The organism is Streptomyces iconiensis (assembly GCF_028657195.3).
GTDB lineage: Bacteria > Actinomycetota > Actinomycetes > Streptomycetales > Streptomycetaceae > Streptomyces > Streptomyces iconiensis.
In genome coordinates this window covers 18,654-42,838 of sequence record NZ_JANCPR020000055.1, presented here as the reverse complement: position 1 = coordinate 42,838, position 24,185 = coordinate 18,654, and the positions used below count along the sequence as shown (strand labels likewise).

Genomic DNA, 24,185 nt, shown 5'->3' with positions numbered 1-24,185 from the left:
ACCGATGGCCCTGCTGTACCCCCGTCTCCTCGCCGGGCAGGCCAGACCGCTGTACCAGGAGTACAAGGAGCTACCTCTGGCGGAACTCGCCCGGCGCACCGGCACACGCCACGACTCGGCCGTCTACGTCGCCACGGGAGGTGACCGGGCCGGCGAGGGAGACCTGCGAACCCTGCGTGAACGCGTCCTCGTGCACGCGCGGGCCGCCGGCTTCCCCGAGGAGTCGACGCGCTCGGCGCGCGCCAGGTTCGACCTCGACATCGCCGCGATGTTGCACGCGGAGATGAACCTCGTCCCTGCCGAAGCCGCGTCCGGCGACATGTGGGCCTTCCTGGCCCTGGTCGTGCTCCCCGACGTGGCCCATTGGCGCTACCCCCGTCCTCCCCGCGACCGCATCCTGGCGAGCGACATCACCCGTCACGTCTTCGGCCGGCTGTGGTGGCGTGCGCAACTCATCCACGATCCCGGATCACCGCACCCCTACGCGGCCCTGGAGATCCTCGGCGAGGCCGCCTTCGACCAGATCTACGCCCGCCGTAAGGCGCTGGGAGGGAGCCCGCACCTCGTGCGCGGCATTCTCCGTGTCTGGGACACGCTCCTTCTCGACAACCTGAACGAACGGGATGTTCTGCGTGACTTCCTCAAACGGCTCCTCCGCATCGCCCCGTTCGTCCTCTTCGAGGCCCTCGACGACGCGGAGTTGGACGCCGAGCTGAAGATCGTGGCCGCGGAGTCCGTCGCTGCTCTTCGTGCCGACAAGGCGGCGCCACAAGCAGGCAGCGTCTCCGGGGAACGGGTCACCGAGGGCGGGCCCGTTCCGCAGCAGCCGCGGGCCCGCACGCCGGCAACTCCCGTTCCCCAGCAGCCGATGCCCTCCGGGCACGGTCGGACACGCCTCAGGTCCCTTGAGGTCTGCGCCGGGGCCGGCGGGCTGGCGCTCGGGCTGGAGAACGCCGGGTTCGACCCGGTGCTCCTGGTCGACAACCGTCCTGTCGCCTGTCAGACCCTGTGCGCGAACCGTCCCGACTGGAACGTGCACGAGATCGACCTGCTCGACCTCGACCCGACCACACACCGGCTGGGCCATGATCTCCACGGTCTCGACCTGATCTCCGCGGGTCTTCCCCGCCTCAAGGCCGCGGCGGCCGTCAATCGGGAACGAGGCAACAGCTACGAGCTGACGGTCCTCCGAGCCACGATCGACCTCGCACGGGCCCTGAGACCCCGAGCACTGTTGCTCGAAAACGTGCCGGATCTGGTGACGAGCGAGGTGTACGAGTCGGTTCGGGAGTACGTCACCGAACGGCTGACCCCTCTTGGCTACCGTCTCGACTGGTTCGTGCTCAACGCGGTGGAGCACGGAGTGCCCCAGGACAGGAAACAAGGCGTTCTCGTAGCCATGAGCGGCGACGTGACGACAACGTTCCGCGCACCGGCGCCGTCGGAGACTCCCCCGACGGTCGGCCAGGCTCTCGGCGCCTCCATGGCGGCGCGCGGCTGGGCGGACGCCGACCGCTGGGCCCTCCAGGCCGACCGCGTGGCTCCGACACTGGTGGGCGGCTCGTGGGAGCGCGGCGGCCCGGACCTCGGTCCGACCGGCACGAAGAGCACTTGGGCGCGGATGGGCGTGGACGGTGGCACGGTGGCGGACGACGTCCCCGGAGCCGACTTCCACTGGGATCCGCAACTCGGAAGGGCCGGCATGGTGGCACTCACGGTGGAGCAGGCGGCTTGCCTCCAGGGCTTTCCCAAGGACTGGCACTTCGCCGGCCGCAAGACAGCCCGGTACCGCCAGGTGGGACACGCCTCGCCGCCCCCGGTGGGGGAAGCGCTCGGCCGAGCCGTCGGCGCCGCACTGCACGCCGGATAGCCGAGGCGGGCCACGACGGACGGTAACGCCTATAGACTCACTCATCATGACCGCCGCACTGCCCCACCAGTCCCCACCTGCAAAATTGCGCATCGTGGACCTTTTCGCCGGACCGGGCGGCATGGACGTGGCGGCGGACGTCCTGGGTGTCGACTCGATCGGCATCGAATGGGACGCGGGAGCGTGTGCGACCCGCCGAGCGGCCGGCCTCAAGACCATCGAGGCCGACGTGCGCGAGTACGGCCCTTCGAAGTTCCACGAGCGGAACGTCCTGGTCGGGGGCCCGCCGTGTCAGACGTTCACCGTGGCGGGAGGTGGTGCGGGACGGCGTGCCCTGGACGATGTGCTGGAGTTCGTGAAGCGCCTGGTCAAGCGGGAAAAGCGTGCCGACATCGACGCGGACCTGGTCAAAATGGATGACGAGCGCACCGGGCTCGTACTGGAACCCCTGCGCTGGGCGCTCGACGCCATCGACGATCCCAAGTCGCGTCCGTACCACGCGATCGTGCTGGAGCAGGTTCCCGCTGTGCTGCCCGTCTGGGAGGCGTTCGGGGAGGCGCTCTCCGCCGAGGGATACTCCGTGGACCACGACATCCTGCGCACCGAGGAGTTCGGTGTGCCGCAGACACGTCGACGAGCTGTGCTGATCGCTCGCTTCGGCGGAGCGCACGCCGCCCTTCCCTCCCCGACGCACCATCGGTACCGCAAGGGGGTCCCCCGTCCCGCGGGCGATCTGTTCCTCGAACCCTGGGTGGCCATGGAGGACGTGCTGAGCCCTCGTCGCCCGCCTTTCCAGGTCGTCTCCAACTACGGCACCGGCGGAGACCCCAAGGCGCGCGGCAGGCGCCGTTCCTGTCAGCCGTCCGCGACGGTCACGGGGAAGATCTCCCGGAACCGCATCGTCACCGACGACGCCCGGGAGTGTGAGCTGCCACGGTTCGAGCTGTCCGAAGCGGGACAGCTCCAGACCTTCCCCGCCCGGTACCCGTGGAGGGGTGGCGACGTGTCCCAGCAGATCGGCAACGCCGTCCCGCCTCGCCTCGCGGTGCACGTGCTCAGTGCCGCGCTCGGACTCGACGCACCGACCGAGAGCGTGTGGCGCCGACTCTCCGAGTGGTGTCCGAGGCCGGATCGGAAGGTCGCAGCTTCCGACACCGAACGCGCGTCCGACGCACTCTGTGCAGCACACTGAAACCGTGTCCGAACGTACTCCGCCGCCGTCTCCCTCCTCCCCCACGGTCTCCGCTCGCATGAGCCGTCAGGGCCGCCGGGACACGGCTCCCGAGCTGGCCGTGCGGCGCCTTCTCCACGCGGCGGGGCTCCGCTACCGCCTCCAACGACGCGTACCCGGCATGGCACGCCGGACGATCGACATCACCTTCCCGGGACCGAAGATCGCCGTGTTCATCGACGGCTGCTTCTGGCACGGCTGCCCCACCCACGCCACAAGTCCCAAGGCAAATGCGGCCTGGTGGCGTACCAAGCTCGACAAGAACGTCGCGCGTGACCTGGAGACGACCGCCCACCTGGAATCGCTCGGCTGGACGGTTCTCCGGTTCTGGGAACACGAGGCGCCCGACGAGATCGCCGTACGGGTACGTGGCGCCGTGACGGGCGTCGTCTGCTGACCCGTGTCGTGTGGGCGGTGGCAGGGCCGGCCCGGTGGGCTTCGGGGTCAGGGTGAGGCGAGGTCGACGGCGTCGGCGAGAGCCGCATACGCCTTGTCGTTCAGGTGGACGCCGGCGTCGAAAATCGCTCCAGCCACTACCACCCGCTTGGTCGCTCCTTCAGCCATGTCGGCCGGCCTACGGGAGCTGAGCCGCCTACTCGCGGCGCCGGCACGTCCCCTGCGTTGCGGTAGGGGAAGTGCCGTCCGGTGGGTGTTCCCTGGGAGGCCGAACCAGTGGGCGGGCATGACTGAGGGGTGCCCGGGTGTGGAGGTTGGCATGGGTGGAGACGTGTGGGGGCGGGGGCGGTTGGGGGTGGGGTGGGTTTTGCGGGGGGGGGTGGTGGCGGGGGGGGTGGTGCTGGGGGAGGAAGGGGTGCGGACGTGGCCCTTGGATGTGGGGCGGGTGCTGGAGGAGGCGGGGGTCGCGCCGCTTGGGGAGCGGGTCGCGGTGTTGGGGGTGGGGTCGAACGGGGCGCCGGCGCAGTTGCGGTACAAGTTCGCGCGGCGCGGGGTTTCGGGGGTCGTGCCGATGATGCCGGTGCGGGTCGGGGGGCTCGGGGTGGGGGTTTCGGCGCACATCAGCGGTGCGGGGTATGTGCCGGCGGCGCCGTATGCGCTGCCCGGCGCGGTGAGTTCGGTCGTGCTCACATGGCTGGACGCGGAGCAGCTCGCCGTCCTGGACGAGAGCGAGCGGCGCAACTATGAGCGAGTGCTGCTCGATCCAGGGGCCTTCCCTGTGAGTGAGGGGCCGGACGCGTTGCCCGCGGCGCTGGACGGTGGCGTCCATGTGTACGCCACTGTGCGCGGGGTCCTCGCCCGGCCCCCGTATGTGGGACAGCCGCGTGCGGCGGGCCCGCAGCCCGCGCTGTTGCGGGAACTGTTGCGGGAGTCGGCGACGCTGCGGGGCATGTTGGGCCCTGACGCGGCGAGTTGGGTGCGGCTCGCCTCGGGCGACGGGGCCCTGCGGGCGCGGGGCACGGCCGCGTTCCTTGAGGAAGGGTGGGTGGTGGAGAGGGCCGGGGTCGGGGCTTACGGGTCAGAGTGAGGTGAGGTCCACGGCGTCGGCGAGTGCCGCGTACCCCTTGTCGTTCGGGTGGACGCCGTCGTCGATGACGAGGGTGGGGTCGGGCTTGTCGGGGTCGGGGCCGGTCTTGTCGCGTAGGACACGGTCGACGTCGAGGACCGCGTCGTAGGCGCCGCTGGTGCGTATCCAGTGGTTGACGGCGTGCCGTACGCGTTCGCCGCGCTCCGTCCAGAAGGGGAAGCGGGAGCCCTTCAGGGGCAGGACGGTGGCGCCTACGGTCTTGATGCCACGGGCGTGCGCTGCGCGGATCACACGCTTGTGCCCCGCGATGAGTTGGGCAGCGGTGACCTCGGGGGCCGGCTGGGCGCAGGGGTCGCCGGAGTGGGGGGCTCCGATGTCGTTGGCCCCAAGGTGGACGAGGACCGTACGGACGCCGGGGCGGGCGAGGGCGTCGTGCGCGAGGCGGTCGACGCCGGGGTCGCCGTAACAGGCGGCGCTGTTGAGGAGCTTGTTGCCAGCGATGCCCGCGTTGTGGACGCCGAGGGGGCGGTCCGAACGTGCGGCGAGGCGGCGGGCGAGGGCGTCCGAGAGGCGGGTGTCGCGCCCCGGGGTGGCACCGACGCCGTCGATGAGGGAGTCACCGGCGATCGCGACGGAGGCCCCGGCGCTGCCCTTGCCTCGTACGTCGGCGCCGGCCAGGTAGTACCAGGACGCGGTACGCGCGCTGTACGCCGCGCCGGACGTATCCCCTACGTGGTCGCCCTTGGCCCGGTACGCGGTGCCCGTGGTGAAGCGGTGGAAGGTGGCGGGGCCCGTGTGGGCGCCGGTGCGGAGGGTGAGGGTGAGGCGTTCGCCGGGCCGGGTCTTCAACGCGGTCGCGTCGCTGGCTCGTTCGGCGCCCGGGGCCAGGACGGTGGAGGCACGGCCGTCGAACCGGAGGGGACGCGCGGTGCCCGGTCTCGTGGCCGCACCCTTCGCCGTACGGGCGACGGAGGCGCCCTCGATGCGGAGGGGCTTGGCACCGTAACGGTTGGTGAGGCGGATACGCAGAGACGTGCCGCCCGTCGTCACGCGGACCACCTGGCGTACGGAGTGGCGGTCGAAGCCGCGTACGGACCAGTTGGGGCCCGTGTCCTCCGTTCCCGGAGTGGGCCGCTGGGGCGCCGCACCCCACGTGCTCGTCCAGGCGGACCCGACCCTCTGCGCCTCAGCCCCCTTCTTCCCGCCCTTCTTCCCGCTCGCGTCACCGCTCCCCGAGGCGGAGTTGCCCGGTGCCGCGCCGTACGCCGCCGACGCCGCGTTGCTCACCTTGCCCGGCGGTCCCGCGCTTCCGCGCGGCTCGACGGGCCCCGTGCCCTGTGCCGTGCCCGTCGCCGTGAGGGTGACGACCGAGCCGACGCCCAGTACGCCGATGACCAGCCTGCTCCATCTGCTTCTCGACATGACCATGTACAAGTTCCTCTCCGAGCGCGTCAGTTGATCTGCGTGTACAAGGTCATTCCATCGCCCGGCGGGGTCGGGAATCATTGACGCTGCCCACCGGGTTCGGGGTGGGGGCACCCCCACCCCTTCACCTCGGGTCGGCCCCGTGCCGGCCGAACACGACGAAGCACGACAGAGACGACGGGCAAGACGAGCCAGGCGAGTAAGACGAGCCAGACTGGCAATCCGGACGAGCGTTCAGGAAGAGGCCACCATGACCAGCACAGCCCAGGAGACAGAAGAAGCTCTACTCGCGCTGCTGTCCGAGCACGACAGAGGTGTGCTCGCCACGATCCGTGCGAACGGCAGGCCCCAGCTCTCGAACGTCAACCACACCTACGACCCCGCGACCAGGCTGCTCCGCGTCTCCATCACGGAGGACCGCGCCAAGTCCCGCAATCTGGCCCGCGATCCGCGCGCGAGTTTCCATGTGACCAGCGACGACGGGTGGGCATGGACGGTCGCGGAGGGGACGGCTGAGCTGACGCCGGTCGCGCGGGAGCCGCACGACGCGACGGTGGAGGAACTGATCGAGGTCTTCCGCGCGATCCAGGGCGAGCACCCGGACTGGGACGAGTACCGCGCAGCGATGGTCGCCGACGGGCGGCAGGTGGTACGGCTCAACGTCGAACGCGCCTACGGTCAGCCCCGCCGCGGGTGACGCTGCCGCTCGCGCTTGCGCCTACGCCGGTGCCGATGCCGACGCCGGTTCCGTCGCCGATGCCGTCACTGATGCCGACGCCGACGTGCTGTCCGCTGCGGGCCCCGTCGGCACCGGGCCGGGCGCCCACGTGTACGTGACACTTGCCGCCGATGCCGGTGCCTGTGCCGGTGCCGGTGCCGGTGCCGACCCCAGCAGGGGCCTCGCGTCCGCCCGTACGCAACGCCGTCGGCCGGTGCCGGTGCTGGGCCCCCGAGGCCGAAAGCGGCCCGCCGAGGCGGGCGTTCACCCGCAGAGTGTCGCCGCCTCGGCGTCAAGGTGGGCGGCGGCGCCTGCGCTGTTCCGCCGTCAGGCGGGGGACGGACGAAGAAACAGGCGAGGACAGGCAACAGACAGGCGGGGGACGACCGCTCCCGTCCCGAGAGGCGACCGGGCCGTAGGCCCTCGGCGCCCGGCCCCGCTCCACGCGCGCCCCGGCCCGGGGCCCGGCCCACGCGCAACCCGGGCCCGCCAGGGCCTCACGCTGAGGCGTCTGTGAGGAGGCGTAGTTCGTCGGGGGCGAGGGTGGTGGTGCCTACGGCCATGAGTGGGGGGAGTTGGTCCAGGGTGCGGGCGCTGGCGATGGGGGCTGTGACGGTGGGCTGGGCGGCGAGCCAGGCGAGGGCGATGGTTGCCTCGGATGCCTGGTGGGCCGAGGCGACGGTGGTCAGCGCAGCGAGAACGCGCTGGCCCTTGTCGGTGGCGAGGAGCTGCGCCGCCTTGCCGGAGCGCGCGCTCTCGGGGACCTCTTGGCCGGGGCGGTACTTGCCGGTGAGGAAGCCGGAGGCGAGCGCGTAGTACGGCACGACGGCCAGGGAGGCGCGCTGTGCGACGGCGGCCAGCTCGCCCTCGTAGGTGTCGCGCGAGACGAGGTTGTAGTGCGGCTGGAGCGCGACGTAGCGGGCGAGATCTGCCGTGTCGCTGAAGGTGAGGAACTCTTCGAGGCGTGCGGGAGAGACGTTGGAGGCGCCGATCTCGCGGACCTTGCCCTCCTTCACAAAGCTGTCGAGGGTGCTGATGATCTCCGAGACCTCGACCGTCTCGTCGTCGTAGTGGGTGTAGAAGAGGTCGATGTGGTCGGTGCGCAGGCGGCGCAGCGAGTCCTCCAGCGCGGCCCTGAGGGTGGCCGGCGCGAGGCCCTTGTGGTCGGGGTGCGCACCGGTCTTGGTGGCGAGGACGACCTTGTCGCGTACCGCGGGGCCGCGCGCCGCGAACCACTCGCCGATGACGGTCTCGGACTCGCCGCCCGAATTGCCCTCCACCCAGGCCGAGTAGACATCGGCGGTGTCGACGAAGTTGCCGCCGCCCTCCGTGTAGGCGTCGAGGACGGCGAAGGACGTGGCCTGGTCGGCGGTCCAGCCGAAGACGTTGCCGCCGAGCGAGAGCGGCGAGACGGACAGCTCGCCGATCTTCCTGTCGGCGCTCAGTCGCGGGGCGCTTCCGCTGTTCGCCTGGGGCGCTGTGCTCCCGGTTTTCTTAGCGTTCTCGGACATGTCGCGACCGTAACGCGGGCCCCGCGCGCACCGCGTGACGCGCGCTGACCGGCGGCCCCGGTGTCGGGGGGTGTTCACCGGGGCCGCCGGGGCTGTTGTTCCCCTCCGCCGCCGCCTCGTCCCCTCCTGTGGTGCGTGCCGAGGGGCTGCCGCCTGTGCGGCACGTGCGCCTCAGCGGTGTCCGAGGCGGCGGCGCGGGGTGTGGGGGGTGGGTCCATGTGGGCTATACGGGCCATGCGGGCCATGCGGGCGAGCACCGGGACATGTGCCCCGGTTGCCCCGCCCGGTCCGCGTTCGTTGCCGGGTGCTGTGTGCCGTGCGGCGCGGTGCGGGGTCCGGTGCCGCCTGTCTCCCGTCCGGTGCGCGCGCCCGACGACGAGGCCGGACGGGCCGGGGGCCGGACGGGCCGGGGGCCGGTCCGTCCGTGACGTGTCGCCCAGTAGGAGCGGCGCGTCCCGGACGGCCGGGGACGGCTCAGACGTCGACGCCCTTGCCGCGCAGCCACGGCAGCGGGTCGACGGGGTCGCCGCCGCCGGGCCTTACCTCCACGTGGAGGTGGGGGCCCGAGGAGTTGCCCGTGGAACCGACGCGGGCGATGACATCGCCCGTACGGACCTTGTCGCCCGCTGACTTGGTCATCGAGGAGAGGTGGCAGAACCACAGCTCGGTGCCGTCGTCCAGTTCAAGGACGACGCGGTAGCCGTACGAACCGGCCCAGCCGGCTTCCTTGATGGTGCCGCTGTGGATGGCCTTGACCGGAGTGCCGTTGGGGGCGGCGAAGTCCTGGCCCGTGTGGTCGCTCTGCCACATGCCGCCCGCCTGGCCGTATCCGGCGCTGAGCTGGTAGGAGGCGAGGGGCGCCGTCCACTGGCGGGCGAGCTTGGCGAGGCGCTCGGCCTCGGCCTTGCGCTTCTTCTCCTCGGCGATCCGCTTCTTGCGTGCCTCTTCGGCCTTCTCCTCGGCCGCAGCCGACTTCTTGGCCTCGGCCGCCGCCTCCTGGGCTGCTTCCTGTGCCGCCTGCTGACGGGCCGTCGCGTCGGCCTCGGTCTGCTGCTGCTCGGCCTGCGCCAGGATGCGGGCGCGCAGTGCCTCGCCCGCGTCGGTCGTGCCCTCGGCCGCCTCGTCCTGGGAGAGCCCGGCCTGGGTGAGGGGTGCCTGGGCCGCGGTCGATGCCACGGATCCCGAGTCGGTGTCGTCGCCGGACATGAGGTCGCCGACGCCGGGGAGCTGGTCGGCGTCGGGGAGGTGCTTGGGTATCTCCTTGACCGCTCCGGCAGCCGAGGCCAGATCGGGCATGGTGATCGCCGCCGGGTCCTTGTCCTTGGCCGTCGCCATGCCGCCCGCGCCGACCGCGGCGATCATGCCGACGCCGAGCACGGCGCCGCTGCGGGCCATACCGCCGGAGCGCTGCTTGCCCACGCGGTGCTTGCCGCGTACGGGGCGAAGGGACTCCTCCGTGGGGTTCCACTCCTCGAACGGCGCGTCGCCGTAGGAGTCTTCGGGGCCGTACGCGCCACTGGAGGCGAATCCGCCGCGGGGCCCGTACGCCTCACCGGGACCGTGGGTGTCGCCTGGGCCGTACGCGTCATAGGGGCCGTAGGCGTCGTACGGCGCCGACCCGTCATCGTCGTAGTACGGGTCGTACGTGACCTCGGGGGCATGCCGCTTCGACGTGGACGCCACGGGTGGCGTTCTCCTTTCCTTCCTCTCGCCTACCGGGTTAGCTGACGGGTTCGGAGCAGGAAGGTCTCCTACCGGCGTCCTCTCGCGAGGCTGCCCGATTCACCCCGTCCTTCCCGTCATGGCGTGACGAGAAGGGGTGGTTCCCCGGTTCCCACGGTGCGGCTCCGGCGAGTTGTGGCTCGTGGTGCCGTACGTACGGGATTCGGCGACGGCGCACGGTGCCGTCTCTCGTGACGACAGTGACGACCGCGCTGCGTTATCGGACGTTAATAGAAGCGCGCCCGTGATTCCAAGCTGTTCCCGCTAATTTGTAGTCACACTGGCCAACGCTTTTCGGTTGATGGCGGGTCAATTGGGATGCCCGGTCACCCGGGTTGGCCCTTACCGCTCCGTACCGTGACGGAGGAATCGCTTCCGTGGGCGAGCGCGAGCAGCGCCATGTCGTCCTCGGCCGTGCCTCCCGTATGGGCGGCGACATCCTCGACGAGCATGCCCAACAGCCGGTCGGGGCCCGGGAAATGGCGGCCTGCCAGCCGGGCGTGCGGCTCGTAGAAGGCGCCTTCCTCGTCGCGTGCCTCGGACAGGCCGTCGGTGTAGAGGAGAAGAAAGGCGCCGGGCGGGAAGCGGAACTCCTCGGTGCGGTCGGGCCATACGCCCAGTTCGGTCATGCCCAACGGCAGTGCGGGTACGGCCGCCTCCAGGACGGATACCTGGCCGTCGTCGAGCAGGATCGGCCCGGGATGGCCCCGGTTGACCAGGCGCAGGGTGCGTGAGCCGTCGCCCGGGTCGGGTGGTTGCGTGGCGTCGGGGATCTCCACGAGCACGGCGGTGGTGAACCCCTCGGACTCGGCGGCGCCGCGCTGCCTTTTGCCCTCGCGCTGGAGCGCCTTGTCGAGCCGTGCGGCCACCCCGGCGAGCGTGGCCTCCTGTTCGGCGGCCTCGCGGAAGGCACCGACCACGATGACGACGGCCCTGACGGCGCCGAGCCCCTTGCCGCGCACATCGCCGAGGAGGAGCCGGAGGCCGTGCGGGGTCTCTTCGACGGCGTAGAAGTCTCCGCCGATACGGGCGTCGGCCTGCGCGGCGCGGTAGTGCGTGGCCACCGCGAGGTCACCGATACGGGTAGGCGGGCCCGGCAGCACCGCGAGCTGGACGGCCTCGGCGACGGTGCGGACGGAGGCCAGCTCCGTGACGCTGCGGCGCAGGATGGCGTTGACGCCCATCGCGATCACGGAGACGGTCACCACGGTCAGCACCCTGGCCTCGGACTCCAGCCCGGCCATGCCCTCGTAGAAGCGGGACAGCGCCGCGATCGCACAGGTCGCGAGGATGCCGGTGATCAGGGTGGCGCGGGCCGACTGGAGCGCGGCGGCCACGACGGGCGCGGCGGCGAAGAGGGCCGAGACGGTGACATCGCCGGCCGCCGTCAGTTCGATGAGGGTCCCGAGGACGATCAGCGCGGCGGGGACCAGCCGCACATACCGTCCCCGCCTGCCGCCCAGTACGCCCGTGGGCGCCACGACATGCTTGCCGGAGTGCCTTCTGAGGGGGTTGCCGTTGTCACCTGTTTTCTCCCGCACTGTCCCAATCTGACGTGTGCGGGGCAGCACGGCCAGTCGGGCTCACCCCCGGCGCGTCATCCTTCGCGTGCCCTCTCCCCCAGGGCCGCCAGGCCCGAGCGCCACAGCGCGGGCAGCCCCTCAAGGCCCGGCACGGCCGCGTCGCCGACGAACGTCACATGCAGCCGTCCGCCGAAGGTGGTCCAGGCGACGAAGAGCGGCTGGCCCGGCACCGAGACCGGTACGGGGAAGAGCGCGACCGGCGCCTGCCCCGCCCAGCTGAGCCGCGAACGGGTGCGCACGTCGGCGAGCGTGAGCGGCACATAGCGCGGGTCGATGCCCCGGTTGAGGCCGAGCCGCCCGCACCAGTACGGCAGCCGGTCGAAGAGCACCCGGTGGCGCCGCCCCAGCGCCGCGAGCCGCGGCTGGGTCACCTCGCGCTGGAGCAGGCTGAGGTGCCGCAGCGGCGAGGGTTCCCCGCACGGCAGCGGCACGGTCGCCACCCCGCCGTGGTTGCCGAGCAGCCGCAGCGGATCGTCGGCCGTACGGAGGCTGATCGCGAACGTGGCACGCAGGCTGCGCCCCGGCGCGGCGGCCCAGGTCTCCGGGTGCCAGGCACGCAGCGCGCCCGTGACGGCTGCCAGGCAGATCTGGGTGACGGTGGCCCGCGTCGTACGGGAGATCGCGTGCAGCGGGGCGAGGTCGCAGCTCGCCGTGACGCCCGTACGCCCCGCGCCGGTGGCGGCCGAGAGCGCGGGCCAGCGCGCGGCGGGACGTACGGGCGGCAGCAGGTCCTTGAGCACCGTCAGCCCCCAGTCGCCGCGGGTGGCGGCGGGGACGAGCTGGGCCGCCTTGGGCGCGCCCCGCTGCTGGGCGGGAGGGCCGAAGAGGCATCCGAGCGTCTCGGCAGCCGCGCGCCCGTCCTGGAACGCGTGATGGGCGCGGTAACAGAGCGCGAACCCGTCACCCTCGCCCTGCACGAGCCAGATGCCCCACAGCGGTCTGTCCCTGTCGAGCGGCTGGTCGAGCACGGCGCGCAGCGTCGCGTCCGGCATGCGCGGCACGCTGCCGGGGACGGTGACCCGGTGGATGTGGCGGCTCACGTCGAAGGCCGGATCGGGTGCCCAGGCGGGCAGCCGGTCGTCGGCCGCGAGCCGGTAGGTCAGCTCGGGCGCCGCCAGCACCCGGGATGCCAGGTGCGCGGCCAGCTCGTCCGTTGTCGGCGCCGGCCCGTCGAAGAGCAGCAGCCCACCCAGATGGAGCGAGCTGTCGGGGCCGCGGCGCGCGATGTCGAGAATGAGCCGGTCCCGTACCGACAGGGGCCGCGGTGCGGTCAGTGAGGCTGCGGGCCGCAGAGGCCGCAGGGCTTCGGGCATGACTGTCCGTTCTCGCGGAGGCGGTGGGGCTCAGGCGGGGGCGAGGGCGAGCGCGGCGTTGTGGCCGCCGAAGCCCGCCGAGACGGACAGCGCGAGGCCGGTCTTGTGGTCGAGCGCGCGGGTCGGCAGCCGCAGGTCGAACTCCGGTGAAGGCTCGGTGAGGTTGGCGTTCGGCGGCACCGTGGCCCGCGCGACCGCGAGCGCGGCGAGCGCCGCCTCCACCGCTCCCGCGGCGCCGAGCAGATGCCCGGTGACGCCCTTGGTCGAGGAGACCGGAGGGCCGTGCGGCAGCAGCCTGGCCAGTGCGCCCGCCTCCACGCTGTCGCCGAGCGGGGTGCCGGTGGCGTGCGCGTTCACATGGCCGACCTCGTCGGGCCCCGCGCCCACCTGGAGGAGCGCCTCACGCACGGCAGCCGCGATCCCCGCACCGTCCTGCCGTGGCTTGACCGGGTGGTGTGCGTCGCCCGCCGCGCCGTACCCCACCAGCCGGGCGTGCACGCGTGCGCCGCGTGCCCTCGCGTCGGCCAGCCGCTCCAGGACGAGCACTCCGGCGCCCTCGCCGATGACGAAGCCGTCGCGGTCGGCGTCGAACGGGCGTGAGGCGGCTGCCGGTTCGGCGTACCGCCGGGACAGCGCCCTGATCCGGTCGAAGCCCGCGACGTAGAACGGTGTGAGCCCCGCGTCGGCGCCGCCGGCGACGGCGATGTCGCAGCGGCCGAGCGCCAGCAGGTCCATGGCGGTGCCCACCGCCGTGGCCCCGGCCGCACAGGCGGTGTTGACGGTGAAGCAGGTGCCCTCGGCGCCCAGCGCGAGGGAGAGCTGCGCCGCAGCAGAGTTGCCCAGCGAACTCGGCACCGCGTACGGCGACATCCCGGTCGGCCCCCGCTCGGCGAGCGCGCGCCACTCGGTCTCCTGCGTGTGCGCGCCCGAGGCGCCGCAGCCCATGACGACCGCGACCCGCGCCCCGCCCCAGTCGGGCGGCTCGGGCAGCGCCGGGTCCGCCCACCCCGCGTCGTGCACCGCCTCGGCCGCCGCGAGCAGCGCGAGCTGCACGGTACGGTCCGGCCTTCGCGGGCGTGCGGCGCCCAGCCGTGCGGGGTCGAAGCCGGGTGCGGGGCAGCCGATGTGCGGATGCGGTGACACCGGTGACCGGCCTTCAGGCCCGAAACCCTCGGCGAACACCGCGGTCGGCGTGCCCTCGCACACCCGCGACCAGGTCGCCTCCGTACCGTCGCCCGCCGGGGTGAACAGGCCCATACCGGTGATGCCGACCGCGTGCGCGGCACCGCCCCGCCTGTCCTCGCCCCTCACGCGGTACCGCCCGCCGTGTGCACACCTGTGTGCACGCCCGTGCGCTCCGCCGCGTCCGTGAGGAGCGCGGCGATGTCGGCGACGGTGACGGTGGAGGACAGCTCGTCCTCGGTGACGGGGATGCCCTTCTCGCGGTTCATGACGAGCGCCAGCTCCGCCAGGCCCAGCGAGTCCAGGTCCACCTCCTCCCGTACGGCGTCCGGAGTGACGAGCTCTCCGTCCACTCCCATGGACACCAGCACGCTTTTGAGTTCCTCGACGGTCATGTCACTTCCCTGTGGGGGTGGGGGTTATGGGTGTGGCGCCGCGGTCGGACACCGGGGCGCTTCGCCGCGCGGGCCCGGCACACGGGGCACGGCCGTCATCCGGGCGTCGTCGAAGCTCAACGAGAAGGCGGCGACCGCGCGCGGCGGCTCCTCGCCCACAGCGCGCAGCTCCCAGCGCGCGGCGAGGGAGGCGAGCACGAGCGTCATCTCGGTCCAGGCGAAGCCCTCGCCGAGACAGCCGTGCGGTCCGAGCCCGAACGGCAGGAACGCCTGCCGCGCCGCCCCTCCTGGGCACGCCGCCTCCCCGCTCTCCCAGCGCTCGGGCCTGAAGGCGCCGGGCTCGGGGAAGAGCCGGGGGTCACGCTGGAGCGCGTAGTACGAGAACATCACCATCGCGCCCTCCGCGAGCGGCAGTTCGCCCGCGCCCTCGGCCCGTACGACGGTGTCGCGCGCCGCCGTACGCGAAATGAGGTAGCCCGGCGGATACAGCCGCAGCACCTCGCTGAGCACGTGCCGGGTGTACGGGAGCCGCGGAATGTCCTCCCAGCGGGCCGTGCGCCCCGCGAGCACCGCGTCCACCTCGGCGTGCAGCTTCGCGCGTACGTCCGGATCACGGGCGAGCAGGTGGAGTGCCCAGGTGAGGGTGCGGGAGACGGACTCGGTACTGGCGATCAGGAACGACATCGCCTCGTCGTGCACCTGCCGCTCGGGCATCCGCTCGCCCGTCGCGGCGTCGGTGGCCCGGAGCATGGCGTCGAGCAGGTCGCCCTGCTCGACGCGTCCTTCGGTGCCGGCGGGACCGGTGACACCGGCGGCGGCATCTGAGACACCGCGCCCCTCGGGATCACCGACCTCGTCACGGTCCCCGCGCCCGTCGCGGACGCCGTCGTCATTCCGGTCCTTGCTGTCCTCACCGACCCCGCTGTCCTCGCCGGCCTCGCGGTCCTCGTCCGTCCGCACGCGGCCGTTGCCCGCGCACCGTTCCGCGATCAGACCGCCGACGAGGGTGTCGAGCGCCGACATGCCGTCGCGGAAGCGGCGGTTGAGGGGCGTGGGGAGCTTCGCGAGCAGCCCTGTGGGGTCCATGCCCCTGCTGCCCGCCCACTCCATGAGGACGGGCACCGCTTCCGCGACCCTGTCGACCTGGTGCTGGGCGACGCCCGTGGAGAACAGACAGCGCGTGACCGTCTCCGTGGCGAGCGCCATCAATATCCGGTCGACGTCAACGGGTTGCGCCGTGCCGCGCAGCCCGTCGAGGTGCCGTTGGGCGAGGTCCGACATGATCTCGGCGTACGCGCGCATACGGGACTGCCGCAGCGCGGGCATCAACAGCTTGCGCTGCCGTCTGTGGAAGGAACCGTCGGTGGCCAGCAGGCCGTTGCCGATGATCCGTTTCATCACGCGGAAGTGCGGACTGAGGCCGAAGTCCCCCGCACGCGCGGACAGGACGTCGCGCACCAGCCGGTGGTCGTTGAGCACGGTGACCGTGCCGCGACCGAGCCGGATGGTGGCGGCGGGGCCCAGCTCGCGCAGGGACTCCAGAAAGGCGAGCCGTCGCCGCAGCATCTGCGGCGCATGTCCGAGGAGGGGGAGCCCGCCCGGGGCAGGCGCGGGAACAAGGGGCATAACCGGGCCATCACAGCAAAGACCCCCCTCCCGCCAACCGCCCTTCCGCGCCCTGCCCTTCGGAAGAGTGAAGAGCTTCACTCGCGGGAGTGGTGAGCGGACCGACACGGGGACGGCGCAGTGACGGTCCTTGGGGCAGCACCGCGCGGGGCGGCAACCGCACGGGGCGGCACCGCGCGTGCGGCGACGTGGCGCCGGACGGGCTTCGGGGGCACGGGAGTTCGGGGTGGGTGCGGACTATCGGCGTGGGGTCGTGGGGCGGCGCAGGGCATGGCCCCAGGCCAGGAGGACGCAGTTGTCGGCCAGTGCGGGGGCGTCGTAGAGGAGGGGACGCGGGCCCGCCTGGTCGGGGACGGAGTCGAAGCCACCGTCGGGACGCTGGCGGTCGGCGAGGTAGTCGACGGCTGCGCCGAGTTCGGCGGTATGCCCCGGGGCGCGCGCGAGCGCGACGGTGGCGTAGGCGGTGCTGATGGGGTCGCTGGGGCCCGTGTCCTCGTGGCCCCAGCCGCCGTCGGGCAGCCGGTGTTCCAGCAGGTGCGCGAGCAGCCGGGTACGGAGCGCGGCGAGGCGTTCGCGGAGCACGGGGCCCGGGGCGAGGGAGGTGAGGGAGTCGCACGCGAGGACGGTGCGGTGCACGGCGTTGGTGACGTTACGGCTCCAACTGCGTTCGTGCAGAGCGGCGGCGGCGGCCTCTCCGGTGAGGAAGCGCGCCGCTGCCTCGACCGCTTCCCGGCAACGGGCGCTCGGCGCCAGCGCGTTGACGGCGCCCGCCGTCATGGCGGCCTCGGAGTCGACGCCGCGCGCGAAGGTGGGGATGCCGCCGTCGTCGTTGGCGAGCCCCGTCAGGTAGTCCTCGGCCGCCTCGATGACGGCCGCGTGCCGTACGGGCGCCATGGCGCGCAGGAACTCCACGGTGTACGCCGTGTCGTCGGCGTCGCTCTGGCGTACCCCGCGGGTGAAGCCGAAGCCGCCGTCCTTGTGCTGCTGCGCCGCGAGCCCGTGCACCATGCGCGCCACGGCGGGATGCGCGCCGTATCCGGCGGCCGTCAGCGCGAGGCCGCCGGTGGCCGTGGCGAAGACGTCCATGCCGGTGATGAACGGCAGCCCGCCGTCGGGCCGCAGCTCACGGGCCGTTCGCGTGACGGCGGCTGCGACCTCCGGGTGCCGTACGGGGTCGGTGCTCAGCGCGAGCAGGCCGAGCAGGCGTGCGAGGTTGTTGGCCTCCCAGGCGGGACCCGTGCGCAGTGCGGGTGCGAGCGCTGCCCAGTCGTGCGGGGTGAGCGCGTCGGCGCGGCCCGTACCCTGCACGGCGAGGATCTTCAGCGCGGCCATCTCCAGGGCGAGCCAGGACTGTTGGCCCCGGGCCTCGTAAGCGTCCAGGGGAACGGGGGGCCAGGGTGCGGCGCCCAGGTGTGCGAGCAGGGTCTGGAACATCGTGCGCTTACGGTCCACCGTGAAGTGCGCGAAGCGGGAGAGCGCGCGCTCGGTCTCCGCGTCGCCGGTGACGACCTCGCCCAGTACGGCCCTGGCCACGGCACGCTGGATCGGGTCCGGGGGCGCGGTGTCGAGAGCGTGCTTGAGGTGGTGCGTCAGCCGGTCGCGCGCCGGGTCGGTCGGGGTGAGCCCGATGACCAGGCGCAGCAGCAGCGCGGACTCCAGTACGCGGCTCTCGCAGGGCGCGTCCAGCAGCCCGTCGGCGCCCACCCGCGCGAGAACACGGCGAGCGAGCCGGTCCCGGGCCTCCAGCAGCCGCCCGGAGACGGGGGGTTCGGGCGCCGGGGAGGCCCGTTGTGCCGGGGTCGTTGGGGTCGCCGCTGACACCGGGGAGGAGCCGTCCGGGGAAAGGGCGTCCGGGGAGGGAGCGTCCAAGTGGGGGGAGTCCGCGGGGTGTGGGTCCGAGGTGAGTCCGGCTGTGATCATGTATGCCTCTTGTGTCCGTCCCAGGTGGTCAGCGCGTTCACTTGGCGGGCCAGTGGGTTCTGTGGTGCGTCGGCGAGGCGGCGCAGCGCGCGCAGGCCGACGCGGTTGAACGGCCGCGGGTGCGCGCCGTCCAGCAACTGTTCGGGGGGCAGGAAACCGTGCCAGGCGATCTCCTCCGGATCAGGGCGCAGCGCGTCCTCCGTCACGCGTGCGTGGTGCACCGTCAGCCAGCACGGCCCGGCCGGCCCTTCGACGCGCTCCCGCCACATCACATGCGGCCGGCCGCCGTCCTCCGCCCGCTGCCCGCACTCGGCCGCCCCCGGCCCGAACTCCTCCGCCAGCTCGCGGGCCGCGGCCTGTGCGGGGGTCTCGCCGGCGCGTACGGAGCCGCCGACCAGGACGTCGTGGTGGCCCGGGAGTACGGAGCTGTCCTCGGGGCGGCGGTAGACCAGCACGCGGCCGTACGGGTCGGTGAGCAGGGTGGCGGCGACACGGTAGAGGAGACCCTCGGTGTGTGCGCCGCCGCGCGGGCCCGTGCGCACGTGCCGGTCGGCCGCATCGACGTAGTCCACCAGTTCCGGCACCAACGCCCCCTCTTCTCACGCCAGTTGACGGCACTCCGGACGGCCGCGCCCAACGGTTCGCGCACCTGGACACGCTCCGCATCGAATAAGATGCGCAGGGTTATGTCAAAGACAGCGCTGATCGATCACCTGTACGCGGCCTGGCAACGCGGCCCCGTCAGCCCTCTTTCTCTGGGCTCCTCCGGCACGCAGGACGCCGTGCTCGTCACGGGAGCCGAGGACGTGCTGCGGGTCCTCGTCCACGACGCCGCGCTCTACACCAAGCGCTCGCACCGCGCCCGTGCCCTGCTCGGCGAGGGGCTCATCACCGCGACGGGCGAGCCGTGGAAGCGACAACGGCGCGCACTCCAGGCCCACTTCACGACCGTCGGCGTGCGCCGCTACGAGCAGCACATCAGTGCGGCGGCGCAGCACATCGCACGCCACTGGGACGCGTGCGCGGCCGAGCGCGTGCCGACCGACGTGGGCGAGGACATGCGGTACTTCGCGCTGGACACGATCTGGCGGCTGCTCACCGGCTCCCCGCTGGACGCGCGTACGGCGGGCGAACTGGCCGCCGTGGACACCGTCGTGGCCGCGCTTCCCACCACCGCCTCCTCGGGGGCCGCCGAGTCCGAGGATCTGGCACCGGAGCTGGCCCGCGTGGACGCCGCCGCCTACCGCGCGATCGCGCAGGCCAGGCAGGCTGCTCCGGCGGCCAAGACGGGAATCCTGCACGAGTTGCTGGACTACCCCGACCAGCTGATCCGGGACGAGCTGGTGACCCTCGTCGTCGCGGGGCACGAGACGACCGCCACCACGCTCACCTGGCTCCAGCTCCTGCTGGACCGCAACCCGGGCTGGCGCGAGTGGGCGCTGCGCGAGGGACCGTCCGGGCATCAGGCCCTCATCAGCGAGGCGCTGCGGCTCTATCCCTCGATCTGGCTCATCCCCCGCTATGCGCTCGCCACCACGGAGTTGGGCGGGCAGCGGGTGGGGGAAGGCACGCGCGTTCTCGTCTGCCCGTATCTGACGCACCGCGACCCCGCGCTGTGGCCCGCACCCACGTCCTTCGACCCGCGCCGGTTCGCGGAGAAGCCGCGCCCCGGCACCTTCCACCCCTTCGGCGTCGGGGCACGCGCGTGCCTGGGGCAGCACTTCTCGATGCGGGAGATGCAGACCCTGCTGGAAGCCCTGCTGCCGCACCACGTACCGCACTTCACGACCCCGCACCCCGCACCCGTGTTCGCCGCGACGCTGCGCCCGGACGGGCCGCTGCCCGCGACGCTCCACTCCTGAGCGACGCTCCTTGTCCGAGGCGACGGGCCCGCGCTGGACACGTCACACGGCGAACAGCCGGGCCGCGTTGTCGTGGCAGACCGCGCGGAGCCAGGCGGTGCCCAGGCCCGTACGTTCCAGACCTTCGAGCGCGTCGGCGTAGGAGTAGGGGATGTTGGGGAAGTCGGTGCCCAGCACGATCCGGTCGCCGAGGTCGGCCAGCCGGGGCAGTTGCCCGGGCGGGAACGGCGCCGCGCTCTCCACGAACTCCGTGAACGCCATGGTGGTGTCCAGCAGCACCCCGTCGTAGCGCTCGGCCAGCGCCAGGAACTCCGCGTACTCCGGCATGCCCAGGTGCGCCACCACCAGCCGCAGCCGCGGGTGGCGCGCGAGCAGCGCGCCCGTGGGGCCAGGGCCCGTGTACGGGCCCGGCACGGGGCCCGAGCCGCAGTGGGTCACCACGGGGACCCCGCGCTCGGCGAGCAGGCCCCACACGCCGTCCAGCAGCGGGTCGTTGGGGTCGTAGCCGCCGACCTGGAGGTGGCACTTGAACACCTGTGCCCCCTGCGCCAGCGCCCGCCGCACATCGTCGGGTGCGCTCGGCTCCGCGTAGAACGTCGCCGTGTGCAGGCAGTCGGGCGTCCGTGCGGCGAAGTCGGCGGCCCAGTCGTTCAGCCAGCGCGCCATGCCGGGCTTGTGCGGGTACAGCATCGAGGTGAACGCGCGCACGCCGAAGCCGCGCAGCGTCTCCAAGCGGCGCGACTCGTCCTCCTTGTACGCGATCGGCCAGTGCCGGCCCACGAGCGGGCCCGCCGCCTCGAAGTACGCCCACACCTTGGCCAGTACGCGCTGCGGCATGAAGTGCGTGTGCACGTCGATCAGCCGCGGCAGCCCCACCCGCCCCCGGAACTCCGCGACCCGCGTGCCCTCGTCAGCTGCCATGCCCCGCACCCTATGCAGCCGCCCGGGACACGTGTTCGGGCCCCCGCTCCGGTACCCGGATGGGCGAGGAAGCGGGCCGCCCGGATCGCCCCGCGCGGCCAGGTGGCCTGTACTGGCGAGGACGGCCCAGCGCCCGCCGCACCGGCCGTACCGGCCGCACCAGGTCGAAGGAGTCCACATGGCCACCGACCCCGCACCGCTGGACCCGGCACCCGCGACCGCGACGACACCCGGGTCCACGCCCGGGACCGCACCCGCGCCCGCCTCGGCGCGTGCCCACCCGCGCCAGGCTCCGCGCCCGGTGACGCTGGGCCTCGCGCTGTTCGCGAGCCTCGCGGTGTTCGCCTTGTTCGCGGGTCTGGTGCTGGCGCGGAACGCGGGGTTCATCGACAGGCCCGTCCTCAGCGAGGCCGTTGCGCACCGGGTTGCGCTGCTGGACGGGCCGATGACCGTGGTGACGCACGCCTCCAAGTACCCGCTGCTGATCGTGACGGCGCTGGGCGCCGCTTTCGTGAGCCTGCGCCGGCGGTCCTGGCGGCCCCTGCTGCTGGTCGGCGGTACCGGGGCGCTGTCCGTCGCCGTCGCCACCCTCGCCAAGGAGACCACCGACAGGGCACGCCCGCCCGCCCTGTTCTGGGCCATCCCGGAGGACGGCTGGTGCTTCCCCTCGCGGCACACCGTCATCGCCACGGCGGTGCTGCTGATGCTCGCGTACGTCTTCAGCGCCAGGCTCGCCTCGCGCGCGGCCCGGCTTGCGCTGTGGGCGGGCGCACTCGCGCTGTCGGCGCTCGTGGGCGCGAGCCGCGTCTACCTCGGCGTGCACTGGGCCACCGACGCGCTCGCCGGACTGGCACTGGGCGCCACCGTGATGCTGGCCGTGACCATGGCGGACGTACTGCTCCGGGGGCGTAGGCGGGCGTAGTCGGACGTAGGTGGACGTAGGGCGCGTACGGGCCTCGACCGCGGGTGTACGTGGGGCGCGTACGGCGGTGAAACCCGGGCACCTGGGACGGGCACGACCGTGAACCACGGGGATACGTAAGACGCGTACGGCGGTGAAGCGCGTACGGGCGCTGCGGCCCCGCTCCGGGCTCGTTCGTTGCTGAGCGCAGCGCCCTGGGCAGGGGTGTCGGGTGGGTGGACAGTAGAGTTTCGGCTGCGTCAGCACTCCCCTAGGAGCGAGACCGAGGTAACGGCCGTGACTCCCGCACTTCCCGCGCACCCCGCGCGGCACCGGCTCAGCGTGGTGGGCATCGGGGCCGACGGGTGGCCAGGACTGCCCGGTACCTCGCGCGCCGCGCTGCTGGATGCCGAGGTCCTGATCGGCGGCGCGCGCCAGCTGGAACTGCTGCCGCCCGACTGCGCCGGACTCCGCGTGCGCTGGCCCTCGCCGCTGCGGCCCGCCGTGCCCAAGCTGCTGGCGGAGCACGCTGGACGCCGTATCGCCGTGCTGGCCAGCGGTGACCCGCTGTTCCACGGGATCGGAAGGGCGCTCGCAGAGGAAGTGGGCGCCGAGGCACTGCATGTGCTGCCGCACCCGTCCTCGGTCTCGTACGCGTGTGCGCGGCTGGGCTGGCCGGTGGAGGACACCGCTGTGGTCACGCTCGTCGGGCGCCCCCTCGCGCGGCTGGCGGCCGAACTGTACGAGGGGCGCCGGGTGCTGGTGCTCAGCTCCGGTGCGGGAACGCCGGCCGAGGTGGCGGCGCTGCTGTGCGAACACGGCTTCGGGCCGAGCAGGCTGCGCGTACTCGAACAGCTCGGCGGGACTGACGAGGCGCAGGTGAGCGGCGTCGCCGAGGAGTGGGCGCACCCGCCTGGCGCCGCGCTCAACGTCCTCGCCGTCGAGTGCGTCCGCGACCCCGCGAGCGGCGCACCGCGCGTCGGGGCCGTACCCGGGCTGCCCGACGCCGCCTACGAGACCGACGGCCAGCTCACCAAGCGCCACGTACGCGCCGCCACGCTCGCCACGCTCGCGCCCGCGCCCGGCGAGCTGCTGTGGGACGTCGGCGGCGGCTCGGGCTCCGTCGCCGTGGAGTGGATGCGCGCCCACCCTTCGTGCCGGGCGATCACCATCGAGCGCGACCCGGTCAGGGCAGCCCGTATCGGCCGCAACGCGGACCGGATGGGCGTGCCGGGGCTGCATGTGGTCACCGGGCGCGCACCCGGCGCGCTGGCGGGGTTGCCCGCCCCCGACGCCGTGTTCGTCGGCGGCGGGCTGACCGCTCCCGGGCTGCTCGAAGCGTGCTGGGAGGCGCTGCCGCCCGGCGGCCGGCTCGTCGCCAACACCGTGACGCTGGAGTCCGAGGCGCTGCTCACCGAGTGGTACCGGCGCCACGGCGGCGACCTCGTGCGGCTCGCCGTCTCCCACGCGGTGCCCGTCGGCGCCTTCACCGGCTGGCGCCAGGCCATGCCGGTCACCCAGTGGGCCGTCACCAGGCCGGAAGGACCCGCCCGGACCGCCCGGACAGTCCACACCGCCCACACCGCCCGCCCCGCCCAGCAGCCGGCCCCGGGCGCGCGTACCGAGCCGGGCAGCGCCGCCGACCCCACCCCACCAGGAGAGAACCGATGACCGTGTACTTCGTCGGCGCAGGACCCGGCGCCGCCGACCTGATCACCGTGCGTGGCGCCAGGACGCTCGCCGCGTGCCAGGTCTGTCTGTACGCGGGCAGCCTGGTGCCTCCCGAACTGCTCGCCGAGTGCCCGGAAGGGGCGCGGCTGGTCGACACGGCGCAGCTCGACCTGGACGAGATCACCGCCGAACTCGTCGCCGCGCACCGGAACGGGCACGACGTGGCGCGGCTGCACTCCGGCGACCCGTCCGTCTTCAGCGCCGTCGCCGAGCAGATGCGGCGGCTGGACGCCGCCGGGGTGCCGTACGAGGTCGTACCCGGCGTGCCCGCTTTCGCAGCGGCGGCGGCAGCGCTCAAGCGGGAGCTGACCGTTCCCACGGTCGGCCAGTCCGTGATCCTCACCCGTATCGCCTCCCGCGCGACGGCCATGCCGGAGGGCGAGGACCTGGAGACGCTGGGCCGCAGCGGCGCGCTGATCGTTCTGCACCTGGCGGCTGGGCACGTGGACCGCGTCGTAGCCGAACTGCTGCCGCACTACGGCGCCGACTGCCCCACCGCCGTCGTAGCGTTCGCCTCACGCCCGGAAGAACTGGTCCTGCGCGGGCCACTGGACGGTATCGCGGCACAGGTCAAGGAGGCGGGCGTGCAACGTACGGCCGTCATCATGGTCGGCCGCACGCTCGGTGCCGAACAGTTCGGCGACAGCCACCTGTACTCACCCGCCCGCGACCGCGACCACACCTGCGGCTGAGGCACGCACGGACCTGCACCCCGGAGGCGCACGGACCTGCACCCCGGCGGACCTTCTGCGTCCCGAAGGGCGCACGGAAATGCGCCCGAAGGGGCGCGG

21 protein-coding genes and 1 riboswitch are annotated in these 24,185 nt (G+C 73.0%); of the genes, 9 read left to right on the top strand and 12 right to left on the bottom strand.

Annotated elements, in window-relative coordinates; all coding sequences use genetic code 11:
• Positions 1-4: 4 nt before the first annotated feature.
• The 4 genes from NMN56_RS43140 to NMN56_RS36380 all read left to right on the top strand — a co-directional run bounded on the left by NMN56_RS43140 (position 5) and on the right by NMN56_RS36380 (position 4,584).
• Positions 5-1,870: a DNA cytosine methyltransferase gene (locus NMN56_RS43140; protein WP_347178698.1), complete on the top strand. Its 1,866-nt coding sequence runs from the start codon at positions 5-7 to the stop codon at positions 1,868-1,870.
• A gap of 46 nt (positions 1,871-1,916) precedes the next feature.
• On the top strand, positions 1,917-3,062 hold the full coding sequence (locus tag NMN56_RS36390) for a DNA cytosine methyltransferase (protein ID WP_274045494.1): 1,146 nt from the start codon (positions 1,917-1,919) through the stop codon (positions 3,060-3,062).
• Positions 3,063-3,120: 58 nt separating this feature from the next.
• Positions 3,121-3,498, top strand: a complete 378-nt coding sequence (locus NMN56_RS36385; RefSeq protein ID WP_274045681.1) for a very short patch repair endonuclease — start codon at positions 3,121-3,123, stop codon at positions 3,496-3,498.
• Between the two features lie 414 nt (positions 3,499-3,912).
• The gene (locus NMN56_RS36380; RefSeq protein WP_280842859.1) at positions 3,913-4,584 is read left to right on the top strand and encodes a hypothetical protein; all 672 of its coding nucleotides are present in this window, start codon (positions 3,913-3,915) and stop codon (positions 4,582-4,584) included.
• Here the strand turns inward: NMN56_RS36380 and NMN56_RS36375 are convergent.
• The gene (locus NMN56_RS36375; protein WP_274045497.1) at positions 4,576-6,006 is read right to left on the bottom strand and encodes an SGNH/GDSL hydrolase family protein; all 1,431 of its coding nucleotides are present in this window, start codon (positions 6,004-6,006) and stop codon (positions 4,576-4,578) included. The genes NMN56_RS36380 and NMN56_RS36375 overlap by 9 nt on opposite strands.
• Positions 6,007-6,259: 253 nt before the next feature.
• On the opposite strand from NMN56_RS36375, the gene NMN56_RS36370 reads away from it, so the two are divergent.
• Positions 6,260-6,706, top strand: coding sequence for a PPOX class F420-dependent oxidoreductase (locus NMN56_RS36370; protein ID WP_274045498.1), 447 nt, complete (start codon positions 6,260-6,262; stop codon positions 6,704-6,706).
• On the opposite strand, the gene NMN56_RS36365 is transcribed toward NMN56_RS36370, so the two are convergent.
• From NMN56_RS36365 to NMN56_RS36320, 10 genes are all read right to left on the bottom strand, one after another.
• On the bottom strand, positions 6,666-6,995 hold the full coding sequence (locus NMN56_RS36365) for a hypothetical protein (protein WP_280842860.1): 330 nt from the start codon (positions 6,993-6,995) through the stop codon (positions 6,666-6,668). The genes NMN56_RS36370 and NMN56_RS36365 overlap by 41 nt on opposite strands.
• 229 nt (positions 6,996-7,224) lie before the next feature.
• Positions 7,225-8,172: an aldo/keto reductase gene (locus NMN56_RS36360; RefSeq protein WP_274045682.1), complete on the bottom strand. Its 948-nt coding sequence runs from the start codon at positions 8,170-8,172 to the stop codon at positions 7,225-7,227.
• Between the two features lie 540 nt (positions 8,173-8,712).
• Positions 8,713-9,921: a peptidoglycan DD-metalloendopeptidase family protein gene (locus NMN56_RS36355; RefSeq protein ID WP_274045499.1), complete on the bottom strand. Its 1,209-nt coding sequence runs from the start codon at positions 9,919-9,921 to the stop codon at positions 8,713-8,715.
• A gap of 11 nt (positions 9,922-9,932) precedes the next feature.
• Positions 9,933-10,101, bottom strand: a riboswitch (cyclic di-AMP (ydaO/yuaA leader).
• Positions 10,102-10,286: 185 nt separating this feature from the next.
• Positions 10,287-11,501, bottom strand: a complete 1,215-nt coding sequence (locus NMN56_RS36350) for a PP2C family protein-serine/threonine phosphatase (protein WP_274045500.1) — start codon at positions 11,499-11,501, stop codon at positions 10,287-10,289.
• Between the two features lie 56 nt (positions 11,502-11,557).
• Entirely contained in the window at positions 11,558-12,856 is a 1,299-nt protein-coding gene (locus tag NMN56_RS36345) for a wax ester/triacylglycerol synthase domain-containing protein (protein WP_274045501.1), read from the bottom strand.
• Between the two features lie 30 nt (positions 12,857-12,886).
• Positions 12,887-14,167, bottom strand: coding sequence for a beta-ketoacyl-[acyl-carrier-protein] synthase family protein (locus NMN56_RS36340; RefSeq protein ID WP_274045502.1), 1,281 nt, complete (start codon positions 14,165-14,167; stop codon positions 12,887-12,889).
• Positions 14,164-14,433 (bottom strand): acyl carrier protein, encoded by a 270-nt coding sequence (locus tag NMN56_RS36335; protein ID WP_274045503.1) that lies wholly within the window; start codon positions 14,431-14,433, stop codon positions 14,164-14,166. Before NMN56_RS36335 ends, NMN56_RS36340 begins: the two co-directional genes overlap by 4 nt.
• A gap of 24 nt (positions 14,434-14,457) precedes the next feature.
• Positions 14,458-16,059 (bottom strand): cytochrome P450, encoded by a 1,602-nt coding sequence (locus NMN56_RS36330; protein ID WP_274045504.1) that lies wholly within the window; start codon positions 16,057-16,059, stop codon positions 14,458-14,460.
• 237 nt (positions 16,060-16,296) lie between these two features.
• Complete coding sequence (locus NMN56_RS36325; protein ID WP_274045505.1) at positions 16,297-17,979, bottom strand: prenyltransferase/squalene oxidase repeat-containing protein; 1,683 nt, start codon at positions 17,977-17,979, stop codon at positions 16,297-16,299.
• Positions 17,976-18,563: an NUDIX domain-containing protein gene (locus tag NMN56_RS36320; RefSeq protein ID WP_274045507.1), complete on the bottom strand. Its 588-nt coding sequence runs from the start codon at positions 18,561-18,563 to the stop codon at positions 17,976-17,978. The genes NMN56_RS36325 and NMN56_RS36320 overlap by 4 nt, the downstream gene beginning before the upstream one ends.
• A 102-nt stretch (positions 18,564-18,665) precedes the next feature.
• Between NMN56_RS36320 and NMN56_RS36315 the strand changes: the two genes are divergently transcribed.
• Positions 18,666-19,841 (top strand): cytochrome P450, encoded by a 1,176-nt coding sequence (locus NMN56_RS36315; protein WP_274045508.1) that lies wholly within the window; start codon positions 18,666-18,668, stop codon positions 19,839-19,841.
• Between the two features lie 42 nt (positions 19,842-19,883).
• Here NMN56_RS36315 and NMN56_RS36310 read toward each other — a convergent pair whose 3' ends face one another.
• The gene (locus NMN56_RS36310) at positions 19,884-20,762 is read right to left on the bottom strand and encodes an amidohydrolase family protein (RefSeq protein WP_274045510.1); all 879 of its coding nucleotides are present in this window, start codon (positions 20,760-20,762) and stop codon (positions 19,884-19,886) included.
• Between the two features lie 178 nt (positions 20,763-20,940).
• On the opposite strand from NMN56_RS36310, the gene NMN56_RS36305 reads away from it, so the two are divergent.
• The 3 genes from NMN56_RS36305 (at position 20,941) to cobM (ending at position 24,086) form a co-directional block, all read left to right on the top strand.
• Positions 20,941-21,684, top strand: coding sequence for a phosphatase PAP2 family protein (locus NMN56_RS36305; RefSeq protein WP_274045512.1), 744 nt, complete (start codon positions 20,941-20,943; stop codon positions 21,682-21,684).
• A gap of 276 nt (positions 21,685-21,960) precedes the next feature.
• Positions 21,961-23,334, top strand: a complete 1,374-nt coding sequence (gene cbiE, locus NMN56_RS36300) for a precorrin-6y C5,15-methyltransferase (decarboxylating) subunit CbiE (protein WP_274045513.1) — start codon at positions 21,961-21,963, stop codon at positions 23,332-23,334.
• Entirely contained in the window at positions 23,331-24,086 is a 756-nt protein-coding gene (cobM, locus tag NMN56_RS36295) for a precorrin-4 C(11)-methyltransferase (protein ID WP_274045514.1), read from the top strand. Before cbiE ends, cobM begins: the two co-directional genes overlap by 4 nt.
• Positions 24,087-24,185 lie beyond the last annotated feature (99 nt).

Coding starts and splice junctions, on each gene's coding strand:
- NMN56_RS36315 (WP_274045508.1), top strand. CDS start 18,666: ATGTCAAAGACAGCGCTGATCGATCACCTGTACGCGGCCTGGCAACGC.
- NMN56_RS36375 (WP_274045497.1), bottom strand. CDS start 6,006: ATGTCGAGAAGCAGATGGAGCAGGCTGGTCATCGGCGTACTGGGCGTC.
- NMN56_RS36385 (WP_274045681.1), top strand. CDS start 3,121: ATGAGCCGTCAGGGCCGCCGGGACACGGCTCCCGAGCTGGCCGTGCGG.
- NMN56_RS36345 (WP_274045501.1), bottom strand. CDS start 12,856: ATGCCCGAAGCCCTGCGGCCTCTGCGGCCCGCAGCCTCACTGACCGCA.
- NMN56_RS36310 (WP_274045510.1), bottom strand. CDS start 20,762: ATGGCAGCTGACGAGGGCACGCGGGTCGCGGAGTTCCGGGGGCGGGTG.
- NMN56_RS36390 (WP_274045494.1), top strand. CDS start 1,917: ATGACCGCCGCACTGCCCCACCAGTCCCCACCTGCAAAATTGCGCATC.
- cobM (WP_274045514.1), top strand. CDS start 23,331: ATGACCGTGTACTTCGTCGGCGCAGGACCCGGCGCCGCCGACCTGATC.
- NMN56_RS43140 (WP_347178698.1), top strand. CDS start 5: ATGGCCCTGCTGTACCCCCGTCTCCTCGCCGGGCAGGCCAGACCGCTG.
- NMN56_RS36330 (WP_274045504.1), bottom strand. CDS start 16,059: ATGCCCCTTGTTCCCGCGCCTGCCCCGGGCGGGCTCCCCCTCCTCGGA.
- NMN56_RS36305 (WP_274045512.1), top strand. CDS start 20,941: ATGGCCACCGACCCCGCACCGCTGGACCCGGCACCCGCGACCGCGACG.
- NMN56_RS36325 (WP_274045505.1), bottom strand. CDS start 17,979: ATGATCACAGCCGGACTCACCTCGGACCCACACCCCGCGGACTCCCCC.
- NMN56_RS36335 (WP_274045503.1), bottom strand. CDS start 14,433: ATGACCGTCGAGGAACTCAAAAGCGTGCTGGTGTCCATGGGAGTGGAC.
- NMN56_RS36370 (WP_274045498.1), top strand. CDS start 6,260: ATGACCAGCACAGCCCAGGAGACAGAAGAAGCTCTACTCGCGCTGCTG.